The following is a 14692-nucleotide window of genomic DNA, read 5'->3' as shown; positions in this document are numbered from 1 at the left end:
GAACGCTGAGGGACCGGAGGGCTTGCGCCCTGCCGCTAACACCTCGTCAATCGCAGGGAATAAGCGCTTCACAGCGTTGCCTGGTCGGCCTGACAGTGATCGTTCTGGCACTGATCGTGCCACCGTCGCTGACCGGGCACGTCGCCGACGCCGGCGTTGCACCGTTGAATCGATCGGTTGGGGCGGATCTGGGGACAGGCCCGGACGCCGGCGCGCACCGGCGGATGCCAAACGTACAACGTCCCGTCGCCATCACACTCGTCCAAACCGGCGACGCTGCGAAATCGTCCACGACGATCGAGGTTGATTCAAGCGTGACCGAGTCGCTCGATTCGACGCCCTGGTACGATCCGGAATCCAGGAAACTGGTGCCCATCGAACTGGAACTCCGGCAAGACGACTCGGTCCATCGCGAGAGCCGCTGGTTGCCCAAACCGAAAAAGATTGATCGGCCCGATCCGTCGTCCAATACGGCGACCACCGGAGCCGCTCCGTCAACGGGTTTGTTCGGAAGCTCATTGACGTGGGGCAATCTGTTTGGATGGGTGCTGTTGGCCGTGATTGTGCTGGGGATTGTTGGCATCACGGTCTACGTCGTCTCGCGAGCGGAATTGCGAATGGAAAATCGCACGTCAGCGGCCGCCGCCTCTCGAGCAAAGGGGTTGCCCGATGAACAGACCCTGGAACGCATCAAACATTTGCCGCCCGAGTTGCGGCGAACGGATGTGAACCTTCGGACCGAATGCCAACGCTTGATGCACGAAGGACGTTACGACCAGGCGATCATATTGATGCTCGGCCATCAGCTTTTGTTGTTGGATCGCAACGGGCTGCTACGGCTCAGTCGCGGAAAGACAAATGGGCGCTATGTTCGCGAAACCCGCAACCACGACGACACCATCGCCACTTGGTTGCGGGCGACTGCCGACGCGTTCGAGCAGTCTTATTTCGGTCGGCACGAGATTTCCGCCCACGTGTTTGAACAACTGTGGCGGCAAAACGAAATGTTGGAATCGGCCACCCAAGCGTACGGAGCGGGCAAATGAAACGCATCATGCTCCCGGTGCTGCTGCTGTTGGTACTCGTCGGCTGTGACAGCGGTTTGCGGACCAGCTACGGCCCCAGCGTCGGGATTTTGGCCAAACGCAGTGTCAATGGATTCACGACGTTGCGCAACGCATTTGGCAACGCCGGTTTTGCGACGCGCGACTTGACTCGTTTGACCAACCGATCCAAACGCAGCGCGGTGATCGTCTGGACGCCGACGCATCCGACGGGAATCGAAGCCAACACGACACGGTGGATGGAACAATGGTTGCGGATGGGCGACAAGACGCTGATTTATGTGGTGCCCGATAGCGGCAGTGAAACGGAGTTTTTTCGTGATGCCCGACCACTCGCGCCACCGCAGCAACGGCTGGAGTATCGCAGGAGATACGCCGAGAACCTGATCAAAGAACACCAGTGGCAACTGTTGCGAACGGCGCTGCCGTCCAACGGTTGGCTATCGATCCAGCCCAAGGTGCAGCAGACCCAAATGGTGTTGGCGGATTCCGAGGCCGCGCGCGATGACGCATGGAGTGATCTGGCCGAATCCGAGCATCCGCGTCGCGTCGAATGGGTGCTGGAAGCCTATGATCGCAAAAACAAGGCACAGCAGGGAACCTTCGTGTTTCAACCGGTCGGCCCGGGGGCGCCGGTCTGGCCGATGGGACAGAATGTGACACCGACGTCCACGAAAACCGAGTTCCAGCCCATCGTGTTGTCCGAAGACGGTGACGCCATCGTTGCACGCCTCACCAGCAAAGCCTGGGGCAACTCACAAGTCGTGGTGGTCGCCGGCGGTTCCTTGCTGACCAACTATGGATTGACCAAACCAGAAAACCAGGCACTCGCCGGGCGTTTGATCCGCACGTCGTTCGAGCCGTTGATTCAGTCCAAACGGGTGGATCCACGAGAGCGGTTATTGGCCGATGGCTCACAGCCGCAAGTGAGTTTCGCGACGGCATCGTACTCCTTGCCGATCAGCGACCGCGGCACCGAAGTTCCCAGAGCTTCCGGAGCGGAATTTTTCACCGAATTCCCGCTCAGCTTCGTCACCTTTCACATCGCGATCTTGGGCTTTGTCATTTGCTTGATGTTGATGCCGATCTTTGGACGGCCCAAGCGAGTCGATCGCGGCGTCTTGACGCATTTCGGAGACCACTTGACCGCTGTGGCTACCTTGATGCGGCGACGCGGCGGCGAAACATTCGCCCGGCGTCGGATCAGTGACTACATGAAACACGTTCGAGATGAATCATCGGGACCGTGGGTGATCGAAGAACCCGTTCACGCCCCCGACCCGGCGCTCCACCTGCACGTTCCCGATCCGAAACGGATGGCTCCGAAAGTGACGGCGCCACAACCGATCGCGGACCCGCCCGGCGAAACATCGGGCGAAACATCCAGTGAATCACACCGTGACCCGCCCGGCGAAACAGCCAAGGCGGTTGACACGAGTACAATCCATCCAGAATCTACTGATCGTCGTCGAGACGATTCCGACCTACCCGATCGAGGCTGACCGTTGACTGACCCGACTCCTGGAAACACACAAGCCGGATCAGGTTCCGACGACCTGCTGGCACCCCATGGCACAAGCGTGAACGCGCCGACGACCTCCACGACGACCTCCACGACGGCCTCGACAGCGACCGCTGCCGCGGCAACGGATCCGGTTGCGTTTCAAGGCAAAAGCGAACGATTCGAACCGGTCGAAAGGCTGTACCAAGCGGTCTCGGCCGAAGTTGCCAAATTGTACGTCGGCCAGGACGAACTGGTGCTCGGAACACTCACGGCGCTGTTCTCCGGCGGACATGTGCTGATCGAATCGGTTCCCGGGCTAGGCAAGACGCTGTTCGTCCGGACACTCGGACGGGCACTCGGCTGTGATTTCGGCCGGATCCAATTCACCGCCGACCTGATGCCTTCGGATATCACCGGCGCCCCCGTGTTCGACATGCAAAAGAGCGAGTTTCGCTTTCGCCCCGGGCCGGTGTTCACTCAGCTCTTGTTGGCCGACGAAATCAACCGCTCGCCCGCCAAGACGCACGCGGCGCTGCTGGAGATCATGCAGGAATACCGCGTCACCATCGACGGCACCAGCCACGTCGTTCCACAACCGTTCCTGGTCATGGCGACGCAAAACCCGTTGGAAAGCGAAGGCACCTACAACCTGCCGGAAGCTCAACTGGACCGGTTCATGTTCAAGTTGAAGGTCGACTACCCGAACGAAGCCCAAGAAGCGGAGATCTTGAAACTGCACAGCAAGCAGGTGAATCTGAATGAACGGCTGGAAAACGAGGTGCGAACGATCACCGACCCAGAGACCGTGCGGAAGATGATTCAGCTGTGCGGAACGGTCAACGTCGAAGATGCACTGGTCGATTACATCAACAAAATCGTTCGCGCGACGCGCTCGTGGCCGGCGTTTCACATCGGTGCCTCGCCACGCGCCGGGTTGGCGTTGATGCAATGCGCTCGCACGCTGGCAGGATTCGGCGGTCGCGACTACGCCATCCCCGATGACGTGGTGGAAGTGGCGATCCCGGCGTTGCGGCACCGTGTTCAGCTGAGCGCCGAAGCCGAAATCGAAGGACGCGACGTCGACGAAGAATTGCTGGCCATGATCCGAGGCATCGAAGTCCCCCGCGATTGATGAGTCGTAGCACTGGTGGTGTTAGCGGAACGGCGCGAGCCGTCCGGTTTCGGCTTGCAAACACGTGCAAGACCGGAGGGCTCGCGCCCTACCGCTAACAAGTAACGCTTCACTGGTGGTGTTAGCGGAACGGCGCGAGCCGTCCGGTTTCGGCTTGCAAACACGTGCAAGACCGGAGGGCTCGCGCCCTACCGCTAACAAGTAACGCTTCACTGGTGGTGTTAGCGGAACGGCGCGAGCCGTCCGGTTTCAGCTTACAAACAGCGTGCAAGATCGGAGGGCTCGCGCCCTACCGCTAACAAGTAACGCTTCACTGGTGGTTTTAGCGGAACGGCGCGAGCCGTCCGGTTTCAGCTTACAAAAAGGGTGCAAGATCGAAGGGCTCGCGCCCTACCGCTCAATCGAAGAGGTGTTGCCCAGCGCAGGGCCCGTAGGCTCGCGCCAGACGGCTGATCATCAACGGACATCAGCCGGTTCGCGCCAGCGTCCGGGCACCTCAGCCTGTCCTCAGTGAGCGGGATTGATCTAACCGCCACTACTCAGCGTCATCAACCTGCAAGATCCCTGACGCGCGCAGTTCCTCGGCAAGCCGCTTGGCGACCAACAGCCGGCCTTGTTGCGAGAGATGAATGTGATCATCGATGAACAACTCCAGCTTGTTCATCGGGTCGATCTCCTTCGCTAAATCGATCAGCGTGTCACCCCGCGCGTCGGCAACGTCTCTGACGATCTGATTGTAGTTGCGATGAATCTCAAGTAGGTCTTCCAGATTCTTGGCTTCTCCCGACTCGATCAGATACGGCGGAACACCGATGTCGAACGCGTGGGGTGCGGTCAGGTACCAACAATGAATTCCGTTGGCTTCGCAAATCGCGCCGATCTCTTTTAGGTTGGCGCGATAATCCTCCGGCTCGACTCGCATCCCCGAATCGGCGGTCGCCGAGGGACGCTTCACGAAACTTCGAATCAGCTGGAAGATGCGTGCGTTTCCCAAGCCGTCGGCCACGGTTGATTCGCCCGATTGTTGATCCTTGTCCTGGAACCCTCGCGCCAGCCAATGGTCATTCCAGCCGAAATACACGGTCACCAAATCGGGTTCCCATCCAATCGCTTCGGTTTCTAACAACCGTTTGCCTTGAAAGGAGGTGTAGCCGATGACGCCGGCGTTGATGACCTCGAACTTCCCCGGCGCGACCTTGTCCAGGTACGCACGCAACATGTCGGGATACGTGATCGGTCCGAAGTGCGTGCAGGAGTCACCGAGACAGACGACGCGAAACACCCCGTCTGGTTTGTCGGCAGAAAATTCGGGGCCGTAAAACCCCGTGCTGTTGTGTCCGAGCGCTCCGGGCCGCGGACGCCAAAAAAGGGTGTCGTCGCGAGCCAAGAACGGCTGGGGGGAATTTGTGTTGTAGTCGTCGATTGGAAACGTGAATTCCATTCGCTCCACGCCCAGAGGCACGCGATACCCTGCAACACGCAGCAACGCCTCGGCGACCAAAAAGAACGACGCGACGACGACGATGCTCAGGATGACCTTCCGGCGGACCGAAAGGTTGGGGCGTGGCGGAGCAGCTTGCGGCGGCGCTGGCTTGCTTTGGGAAGGCGATTTCTTTTTAACCACGGTCGTCCTGCAGCAAGCCGCTTAAACAAACAACAAAATCGCCTGATCGAAAAGCCGCCGGCGCGTCGTTTAGGTTATCAGAGAGAACATACGACGTCCAACCAGAGACCTCCGGAGCGGCCAATCGGATTACTTCCGATCCACCATCATGGTTCCGTTGTCGGCGACCTTCAGCAGCGGCCGTGAGTAGCGTGATTGTCCGCCCAGTCCGCCTGGGCGGTAGGTGAATCCGATCGCCAGATTCCAGCCTTCCTCTTGGTTGCCGCCGCTACCGGTTCCCTCATTGGGAATCAGATACGTCGCCGAGGTGTTCCAGAGCAGGTTTCCGTGAATCGGTAGATCGAGTTCCATGCCCAGCAAGCCGTCGTCATTGTCGGTCCAGCCGACGAAACCTTCACAGGAACCGAGGCGGGCCAGGCGTTGGCGATAGAACAATCGATACTGCGTCATCGCTTCCATCGCGATGTCATTGCGGACGACGGTTCCGCTGTTGTCCACAACACTGGTGGTCGCGGTGTCGTCGTCGATGCCGACTGCGAATTTCAATCCGAACACATTGCAGCCGCGATTGACCCAGCCGAGTTCGCCGCGGAGCTGGACGAGATCGCTGCGGTAGTACCAGTCTTCGTACAGATAGTCCAACACCAACCCGTACTGAAAACCGTAGTCGACGGTGCGGAAGATGCCGCTGGTCAAAAAGACTTGGCCCCGCGTCTCGTCACTGAATCCGGCTCCAGAAAGATTATTTTGGGTAAAGCGAACGCCGGATTGCCAGGCGAGGTCGGCGCCGAAAAAACGAACCGCCGTTCCTTTGTTGAACCCTTCGTAGAATCCAAAGCTGCCCGTTCCGCGACGGTCGGTTCCCGTCGAGCTGGTGTTGGCGAAATTCATCGGTCCGGTGTGCCCGGCCACGCCGGCAAACAGGTCCAGCTGAGCCCACTGGATCCGCAGTCGCGGAAACAAGCAATCGATGAATCCTCCGATGCCGCCACAACACGCGTTGCATCCGCACATCGGGTCATAGCCGTCGCAACAGGCGTCGCATCCGACACCCTCGCATCCACATGCCGGCTCGATCCATGTTTCCGCACCGCAGGATGCCTCGAACCCGCAAGACGCTTCGATCCCACAACCGGGATCCATAATCACGCCGCCCACCGGGCAGTCACAAACCGTCTCGCAGCCGCAGCTCGATTCGAAGACGGCGGGGCCGTAACCCATCTCGCCTTCGTAATACGACACCGGCCGCACCACCCCGTCGGTTTCGACCGCGTGACCAACGGCGACGTCGCGTGCTGCGCGTTTGACCGGTTTCACACCGGAAAGATCAACCCGCTCGCTTTCAAAGACGTCGGCTGCCGCACGCACGACCGGTTCCCCGGCCATCGTCGGAGTTCCCCACGCCAGCAAAGCGGCGATGACCAGCAAAAGCCAGGCGGCGTGTTGCCAAACGTGGCGGAAAGGGCCGGTTGCAGACATTTTTCGACGACTCGACGTGTTTCGACCAGGCAAGACCCGCGTAATCGAGTGGCTTGACGTTATCATGTTCCAAATCTTTCCGCTGGGAGGCGTTGCGACATCCGAAACCGCTTCTCGGTACATTTCTTGTTTTATGTTCGGCACTCCCAATCGTGATCATTAGAAAACTTTGCGCAATCGGAATATCCTGCCACCGTTCCGCCCTGTTCGCCTTGCTGGTCATTCCGCTGGGGGTGGCGAGCCCCATGCGAACGGCGATGGCCCAAGAGGACGCCGAACCTGCCGCGGCGAGCAGCGAACCTGGGGCGGCGAGCAGCGAACCTGCCGCAGCGAGCAAGGAGATCGAAGTCCCTGAGCCGATCGATTCGGACAAGGCGACGGTCAATTACCCGCGAGCGGTCGCGATCGATGCCGGCAAGCTGCTGGTCGTGGACCGATTCTTGCCGGGTGTTTGGATTCAGGATGGAGAGGGGTTTAAGGTTTTCACCCCCGGGACGCCGCTGTTGCGCAAGCCGATGAACGCGCCCTGGTGCGTGACCCCCCATCCAGACGGTGGCATTTTAATCGGCGATTCGGCCACCCGCGAGATCTATCATGCCAAGCAGCCCGGCGCCAAACTGGTGGCACTGAACAATGGCTACTTGGGGATTCCAATGGCGATCGTGGTTGGTGACGGCGGCAAGACGATCTATGTCGGTGACGCGGAGAGGCGGGCGGTGTTTCGGCTACCGATCGCAGGTGGCAAGCCTGAATTGGTCGCCCGAGTCAACGCCCGCGGATTGTCATTGGACGACGAGGGGAATCTTTGGGCGGTGACGCCAGACGCCGAAGCGATTCAGAAAATCGACGTGGAGAAGAAGACTGCGGAAACCGTTGTCGGTGATCGCCCCTACGCATTCCCCAACGGTCTGGTCTGGACCGGCGACGGAGGGTTTGTCACCGACGGCTATGGCAAGGCGATCTGGCGGTTCGGTGCCGATGGGACGACCGAAAAGTGGTTCGAAGGCGATCCTTTGGGTGGACCAGTCGGGATCACGGCCGACGACCAGTACTTGTATGTCGCCGACCCACAAAAAAAACAGGTTTACCGCTTTGATCGCGAGACCAAAGCGGTGGAACCTGTTCTTTAAGCGTTCGTCAAGAAGATTCAGAGCACCATTTGGCTGACGTCACCCCGGCCTCAAAACCGGGGCTTTGATGCCAGCAAACGGGTCACAGAATCCCTCAGTCGCGGACGATCACGCGGCCGTGCTTGGTGATCACGATGTCGACGCACGCGCCGCAGCACTGGAACTTGTAGGTCAGGATCTTGCGACCCAGAAGTCCTTTGCGGCATCCGACGTAGCAAGGGATTTCACCGGCGCACTCGCAGGGAACGCAGACGGTGACGGGGTACTTGCAGCACGTCACGGGATCGACGACGCAGAACGTCACGGGAACTGGCGGCGGCGGTGGGCAGCAAACCGGTGCGGGTTCGCAACAAGGAGCCGGTGCAGGCTCACAGCAACCAGCCGACGCGTTCACGGCGGCAAGTGAACCGATCAACAACGCAGTGCAAGCCGCAAAAACTCGAAGACCTTTCATTGGTTTTCCTTCTTCTAGGGGTGTCTCGTTCGGTGCCGCAGGTAAGGGGGGGCGACATCAATCTGATTGGCGAAGTTTTGCTCACCAACAAGGTTTATGCAAGTCGCCCAGATTTTAATCTTTTGCAGCAATTGATGTACCTTTTGACGGTTATGCCGGTCAAAACGGGGCCAAACCAGCCGACCCCCGCGCGGCCGCATCCAGGTTCGCAGCCATTCTGAGCTTGTAACGGCCGCCAGCGGTCCGCTGCATGAAATCAGATGGAGCAGCCAGAATGATGGCGCCTGCGGATCAAGCCTGCGCGAATCGTCACACACCTCGCGATAAAGGTGTTCAACCCGACGCGCCCCGCCCCACCGGGGACAGACCCCGATCGGTCACACCACCGGGGACAGACCTCGATCTGGCAGTCAGAAATGGGACCAATGGGACAGAGGGGACGCATAGGTCCCATTTGTCCTATGGGTCCTATTCGTCGCAGATTGCTCGCGGGGACAGACCCCGGGCGGATTCACTCCAGTTCGTCGTCTTCGACGACTTCGGGACTGGCCGGATCTTCGGGGGCTCGTTTGCGCAGTTTGCGTTGCAGCGATCGTCGGTGGATTCCCAACCGACGGGCAGCTTCGCTGATGTTGCCTCCGCAATCGGACAGCACGCGGTGGATGTGCTCCCATTCGTTCCGGGCCAGCGAGGGCGCCGGGAAACTGACTTCGCCGGTCGGGACCGACGGCTCGTCGCCGCGGGCGAACGCCGCCAAGATGTCATCGGCATCGGCGGGCTTGCTGAGGAAATTGATCGCCCCGGCGCGGACCGCATCGATCGACGCGGGAATGCTGCCGAATCCAGATAGCATGATGATTCGTGCATTCGGATTCATCTGCAACAATTTTCGCAGCAAATCCAGTCCTGAACGGCCCGGCATTCTCAGATCCAAGACGGCCAAATCGGTGGGCGAGTGCTGGAAGACTTCAACCGCTTCGTCGTAGCTTCCCGCGGTTTGAACGCGAAACCCGCGTTGCCGCATCGCCATCGCCAGTCGATCACGCAAAATCAACGTGTCGTCCACCAGGAGGATGCTGTCCGCTCCAATCGTCGCGGCATTGTAAACGGGGGCAATTTCGTCTGTCATGATCATCGTTTCTGCTGCCTGGCACCGGGAACCACCAAAGGGAAAGCTTACAGCAGATTGTAGACAGGCGTGCGCGATCGGCTATCCCACCGCAGCGGCCCGACTACCAAAAACCGCGATTCTCGCCCCGGTGATGGTGCCAATGACGGCGATGACCAATCGCTACGACGTGTAGCGCCGGCTAAACACCCCCAGCACGCCTCCGGTGCAACACAGCCCGACCAGCGCCAACGCAAACAGACCTGCCATCGCCCGCAACCGTTCTCCGACGACCGAATTGTTCATTGCCCTGCGGATGCGCTTTCGGCTGTCGGCATCAAACGTCAGCTCGACCGCGATCTCGTGCAATTGGCGATCACCCATTTGCAGCGTGCCAACGTACCGTCGATCGACGAGTTCGTCTTCGATCCACCGCTCATCCAGGACCGCATCGTCACACACCCAGCCGGTCGTTTCTTTGATGTACAGCGCCACCGCGGCGGGCTTGAGCACCTCCAATTCCGCTTCACACTGTTCCATGGTCTCGGCGCCGCTGGTGGTGACGACCCACCGGTGGACCGGTGACTGCAGGTCCGGTTCGGTTTCAATCCACGACGGCCGATCCTCGGGATAGGTCACATGGTGCATCGGAGCGACCGACAGTTCCGTCTGTTTCGGCTTGGCCGACGACACCGGATCGGCCGATGCGGACGACAGGGATAGCGGCTGCTCGGAGATGTTTTTGCCGGCGCGTTCGGCCGTGGCTTCGAGAGACGATTCGGCAAGTCCGACCGATGCGACAAACGCGACGACGAAACAGGCCGACGCGGCGGGAAAGAGCGTTTTCATGCGTTAGCCTCCCGAAGACGGGGTGACGGATGCTTGCGTCTCGGCCACGGGTTGGCCGCGAACATGCGTGGGTTGATCCAAGGGGCCGACATTTGCGTCGCCATCGCCAGCCCGCCGGCGACGAGCAATCCCACCGGTTGCGGCACCGGAATCAATTGATGCACTCCCCAGGCCGCGACACACACGACCGCCACGCTCCACAGACTCAATCGTGTTCGCCGCAGTGGATCCACGGACTTCCACCAACGGATGCCTCCGAACAACAACGCGAAGTGGGCCATCATGCCCGACGCCCGAATCGTCGAATCCTCACGATACAGCGCTTGCGGCAATTCAGAGCCCAGCATTTCGCTGCCGCCGGGAACCAGCGACAGCAGGAAAAATTCATTCAACGCATAGGCGAACAGTCCGACGCCGGCACCGACCCCCGCAAGCACCAATCGCCTGGGCAGCCCTTCGCCGTCGTCGCGTTCCCAAAGTTTTCCCAGTCCCAAGATGCCCTGCGCCCCGACCAACACGACCAAGCCCATCCAAAAGTACGGTGCCACGTCGACGGCGCTGACATCGCCGCTGCGCAGTCCGATCACTCCGGCGGCAACCGCCATCGTCAACACCGTCAACGACGACGCGATCCACGACGTGTTCAGCTCTGCCATTCGCACCAAGTTATGCTTCGCTCGCAGCAGATGACGTACCTCGCTGCGCCATTCTTGCCTGGTCCTGGCTTTGTTGGACGGGCCGGCTTGGGATGCAATCCGATGCGCCTTGGCATAGCTGGGCTGTTCACTCGAATGCAGCACCATTTGTCGGATGATGTAATACGGCACATAGAACGCCCCCAAGATCGAAAGCGCCGGCAACAACCAATGTGTGTTGATGAACAGCACAAATGCCAGGAAGGCGCCGATCCAAAACCGTGACCGCGGCGATTGCTCGAGCGATTTCCACCAGCAGCGTAGATCATGTGCTGACGAGCGGATCGCTCGCAGCAGCGGTTCGTCGATCGAGGCCGGAGCCGCCGCCGCCGAATCGGAATACTCCAGTCCCAGCACCGGATCGATGGCTTCGGCGGATCGGCCGTCGTGCCGCACGTCGTCCTTCCCATTGCCCTGCAGCCGATTGTGTAAACCCGGCTTGCCGGCCGGCGATGGGGCGTCCCCAATGGTCGCGCTGACCAAGGTGGGGACCGCCGCGGCGTCGGAAAGGGAAAGTCCCAGCGGGGCAACCAGGTCGGCAATCGTTGCCGGCCGTTTCGCCGGGTCCTTGTCCAAGGCCGCCAGGATCGTTTCCCGATACGGCGACGTCACACCGGACAGATCGGGCAGCGCGGTGAGGTGTTTGACGATGATTTCGTGACAGCTCTCGCCGTCAAAGGGCACGCGGCCGGTCAACAGTTCGTAGAGCATGATGCCCAGTGCATAGACGTCGATTTCGCGACCGTACTTGCCGCGGCCGATTTCCGGCGCCATGTAGTGAAACGTGCCCACGCTCTCGGTGTGGCCGCCCCGCTGTGACGACGAGATGTATTTGCTCAAGCCATAATCACCGACCTTCACGATCCCCAGGTCATCAAAGATGTTGCCGGGCTTCAAGTCACGGTGCACCAAACCGGCACTGTGCAGATGGGCCACGCCGGCAGCGATGCCGGCAAACCAGCGCCGCGCCTCGGCCTCGGGCAACCCGTCCGGATTGCGATCGAGGATCTCACGCAGGTTCGCCCCCGCCACGTACTCCATCACCACCCAAGACCCACCGTCGGCGTCCCGGCAAATGTCGTACAGGGAAACAAGATTCGGATGCTTCAGGTTCAAACATTGCGAGACGCCACGCAACTCGATTTCCAGGTTGCGTTGGATCCGCTTGAGTGCGACTTCTTTGCCCGCCTGGCTGACCGCAAAATAGACTTCGCCGAATCCACCCACACCGACTCCACGCCGTATCGTGTACGGCGGCAGCGGCTGAGAACCGGGGGCATAGGTAAAGGACATCGGTCGAGTTTCGGGGGGCGATCCGAGCGAAGTTTCGGTGAACGCAGGTTGCATTCTATCCTCATTCACGGAACCGTCACCCGAAAATTGCGGTTCGGGGTGGCTCGATTTTCGCTCTTGCTCCTTGGACTTCGGTTGGCAGCATCGAAAGAACTTCGCGGCAAGTCCTGCTCTGCTTTTACGTCCCTGACGCTGCGTGGGCTCCGCTTCGCCGCCTGTCGGAGCGGCATGGGGATTGTCGATGCCCTGTGGCGTTCCGGCAACCTCGACCGACTCGATCGGTTGTTCTGTCATGTCTCGGCCAACGAGTGTGCGTGTTTCGGGGGCGAGAGTCTTCATACTTCTTCCAACATCATGTCGAGTTCACCGATCGAGACGCGGCGTCCCGGGACGAGGTCGACCGGTTGCGGTCGATTGGTTCGACGCGACAATCCGGCCGTCGTCGCGCCGGGTTTTAACTTCGCTTGCCAGCGCCCGTCGCGAAACACCAGCACCGCCGTCGTGTCCAGGGCGGTACAACGGATATGGTCGCCGGCACTCGGCCCGATCAAAACGGTTTGATCGACCAACAAAACCTGATCGACGTGCTGGTCAAACCGATGGGGCGGATCCAGCGACAGGATCGCGGAACGCGACAGCGGCGAGGGCTGATGCAGCCTGAGCGTGGCCGAACCCGAGATCGGAAACACGCTGTTGGCAATCAGCAATTGCCCACCGGCGTCCTGTCGTTGTAACGCTTGATCGTCTGCAGCGGACCAGAAATAGTCACCGTTGCGGCGAACCACGGTCCCTTCGCAGCGCCGCCAATCGGTGCGGACCTGGATGTCGGTCGTTGAATCCGGTCGCGCGCCGCCGACGCTGACACTCTCTCCGGCCAACAACGCGAATCCGCCGCAACGATCGATCCACAAACGCCACGCGGACGTTTGAGCAGTGTCGGTCGTTGGGCGAATCGTTTCGTTCATCGGACAGGAGCAGAGGAGAAGCGAAGGTTGCGAGCGACTTCGGTGAACAGACTATTTCGGCGAACAGACTACTTCGGCAACTAGGCGCGACGTTCAGTCCAATTGAATGGAGACGAGCGCCTTGGGTTGGCTGGGCTCGGAGTCGAAGTAGTTGGCGATGTCGTCCAACAAGTCTTCGTCACCGGACTCTTCCAAGTTGATTTCGCCAAAGTATTCCGCATCCACGCTCATCGTTTCTTCTTCGACGTCGATACGGGTTTCGATTTCGTCCAGCAGTCGACGGGTTTGGGACAGATGGCTGTCATCCAAACTCAGCTCACTCGCCGTCTGGGCCACTCGCAGTGCACCCAAGCGTGCTTGCAAGTTCTCGACTTCCACTTCCAATTGTCGTTTCGCGCTCAGCATCTCTTCCATGCGATGTTGTGCGGCGGTCAACGTCGCCTGACGAGCGGTCAGCATTTGTTGCAGTTTATCCGCCGTCGCGCGGCGCGTCTTGAAACGCTTGAAGCGGTTCTTCAAATCGTCTTGGACTTGCACCGAAGTGTAGGTGCGACCGGCGTAGGTAAAGTACTCGTTGCCGCCTTCCAGATCGCCGGTCAATCGTTCGATGTCGTTTCGGGCCGAGGCCAGCCGAGATTCGGTTTCATTCAACTGTTTTTCCAACCGGACGACTTCGATTTTTTCGCGGGCAATCCGTTTGGCATTGTCCGTGATCTCGGGCTTCAAGTCGGTGATCATTTGACGGGCCCGCTTCAGCTCCCACTCCAGGGGGACGGCGTCGCTGGCAGAATCGCGAAGCCAGCTGACTCCGCATCGGGTGTAACTGGCCAGCGGAACACCGACGGCCAAACTTGACAAAAGTGCGACGGCACCGCCGGCGACGATGGCTTTCTTTAACATGGACTTAGATCCCCAAAAATTGGCGTTCGAAGGGAGCCTTCATTGGGTCGGCTCGGGTTTCGCTCTCCTGTTCGGCACCCAAACGGAGTTCTTGGGGCGGTCGGAAAAAAAATTTGGGGATCTTTCGCGGTTTTGTTCACTCGGGGGCAGCCGTCATTCGCCGTCACCCGACGTATTGCTGCGGATCAGATAGTGGATCGGATCGTCCGCTGCGTCCCGGCGGAGGTAAGAAACCAAGTCCTGAAGGTCCGCCGCCGGATCAACCGCAGCATCCACGCGCGCCGACTGCGTCCCCCCAGTTTGCTCACGGACCGACTCGTTGTCTCGGTTTGGTTTCGATTTCTCAACAAACACAAAACGCCCCTTCTATGCAGTGAAAAGTAAAACGGACAGCTGCGTCTTATCACCATTCAGCTATCCACCATCTTAACTCGATAGCGTAACACGCGTGACACCCGCCTCGAAAGCGCACACATGCATCCGTTCGGTCGCCGA

The 14692-nt window shown here is 59.9% G+C and carries 13 protein-coding genes; 4 read left to right on the top strand and 9 right to left on the bottom strand.

The annotated features are described in order from the left end of the window. The first annotated feature begins 95 nt into the window (after positions 1-95). The 3 genes from TBK1r_RS38385 to TBK1r_RS06700 are packed head-to-tail and all read left to right on the top strand — an operon-like array spanning position 96 to position 3700. Positions 96-1046, top strand: a complete 951-nt coding sequence (locus TBK1r_RS38385; protein ID WP_419581046.1) for a DUF4129 domain-containing protein — start codon at positions 96-98, stop codon at positions 1044-1046. After that, complete coding sequence (locus tag TBK1r_RS06705; protein WP_145208358.1) at positions 1043-2566, top strand: hypothetical protein; 1524 nt, start codon at positions 1043-1045, stop codon at positions 2564-2566. Before TBK1r_RS38385 ends, TBK1r_RS06705 begins: the two co-directional genes overlap by 4 nt. Before the next feature lie 3 nt (positions 2567-2569). After that, complete coding sequence (locus tag TBK1r_RS06700) at positions 2570-3700, top strand: AAA family ATPase (protein ID WP_473772493.1); 1131 nt, start codon at positions 2570-2572, stop codon at positions 3698-3700. A gap of 535 nt (positions 3701-4235) precedes the next feature. Here TBK1r_RS06700 and TBK1r_RS06695 read toward each other — a convergent pair. Together TBK1r_RS06695 and TBK1r_RS06690 are read right to left on the bottom strand one after the other, a co-directional pair. Further along, positions 4236-5324: an SGNH/GDSL hydrolase family protein gene (locus TBK1r_RS06695; protein ID WP_145208356.1), complete on the bottom strand. Its 1089-nt coding sequence runs from the start codon at positions 5322-5324 to the stop codon at positions 4236-4238. A 129-nt stretch (positions 5325-5453) separates the two neighbouring features. Then, a complete protein-coding gene (locus tag TBK1r_RS06690) occupies positions 5454-6803 on the bottom strand; it encodes a DUF6666 family protein (protein WP_145208354.1) in 1350 nt (449 codons plus the stop codon). Between the two features lie 245 nt (positions 6804-7048). Between TBK1r_RS06690 and TBK1r_RS06685 the strand changes: the two genes are divergently transcribed. Then, positions 7049-7933 (top strand): Vgb family protein, encoded by an 885-nt coding sequence (locus tag TBK1r_RS06685; RefSeq protein ID WP_145208352.1) that lies wholly within the window; start codon positions 7049-7051, stop codon positions 7931-7933. Between the two features lie 94 nt (positions 7934-8027). Here the strand turns inward: TBK1r_RS06685 and TBK1r_RS06680 are convergent, their stop codons facing one another. The 7 genes from TBK1r_RS06680 to TBK1r_RS38380 all read right to left on the bottom strand — a co-directional run bounded on the left by TBK1r_RS06680 (position 8028) and on the right by TBK1r_RS38380 (position 14473). Continuing rightward, a complete protein-coding gene (locus TBK1r_RS06680; protein WP_145208350.1) occupies positions 8028-8387 on the bottom strand; it encodes a hypothetical protein in 360 nt (119 codons plus the stop codon). A gap of 511 nt (positions 8388-8898) precedes the next feature. After that, positions 8899-9516: a response regulator transcription factor gene (locus TBK1r_RS06675; protein WP_259636129.1), complete on the bottom strand. Its 618-nt coding sequence runs from the start codon at positions 9514-9516 to the stop codon at positions 8899-8901. Positions 9517-9678: 162 nt separating this feature from the next. Then, positions 9679-10344 (bottom strand): hypothetical protein, encoded by a 666-nt coding sequence (locus tag TBK1r_RS06670; protein WP_145208346.1) that lies wholly within the window; start codon positions 10342-10344, stop codon positions 9679-9681. Then, positions 10341-12332 carry a serine/threonine-protein kinase gene (locus TBK1r_RS06665; protein ID WP_419581045.1) on the bottom strand — a complete coding sequence of 664 codons (1992 nt, stop codon included), beginning with the start codon at positions 12330-12332 and terminating at the stop codon, positions 10341-10343. The genes TBK1r_RS06670 and TBK1r_RS06665 overlap by 4 nt, the downstream gene beginning before the upstream one ends. A gap of 335 nt (positions 12333-12667) precedes the next feature. After that, the gene (locus TBK1r_RS06660; RefSeq protein WP_145208342.1) at positions 12668-13297 is read right to left on the bottom strand and encodes a hypothetical protein; all 630 of its coding nucleotides are present in this window, start codon (positions 13295-13297) and stop codon (positions 12668-12670) included. 93 nt (positions 13298-13390) lie between these two features. Then, positions 13391-14197 carry a hypothetical protein gene (locus TBK1r_RS06655; protein WP_145208340.1) on the bottom strand — a complete coding sequence of 269 codons (807 nt, stop codon included), beginning with the start codon at positions 14195-14197 and terminating at the stop codon, positions 13391-13393. Positions 14198-14350: 153 nt separating this feature from the next. After that, positions 14351-14473, bottom strand: a complete 123-nt coding sequence (locus tag TBK1r_RS38380; protein ID WP_372897105.1) for a hypothetical protein — start codon at positions 14471-14473, stop codon at positions 14351-14353. Between the last annotated feature and the right edge of the window lie 219 nt (positions 14474-14692).

Source organism: Stieleria magnilauensis (assembly GCA_007753675.1).
GTDB classification, from domain to species: Bacteria; Planctomycetota; Planctomycetia; order Pirellulales; family Pirellulaceae; genus Stieleria; species Stieleria magnilauensis.
The sequence above is the reverse complement of the archived record's forward strand: the minus strand, read 5'-3'. Positions and strand labels throughout refer to the sequence as shown.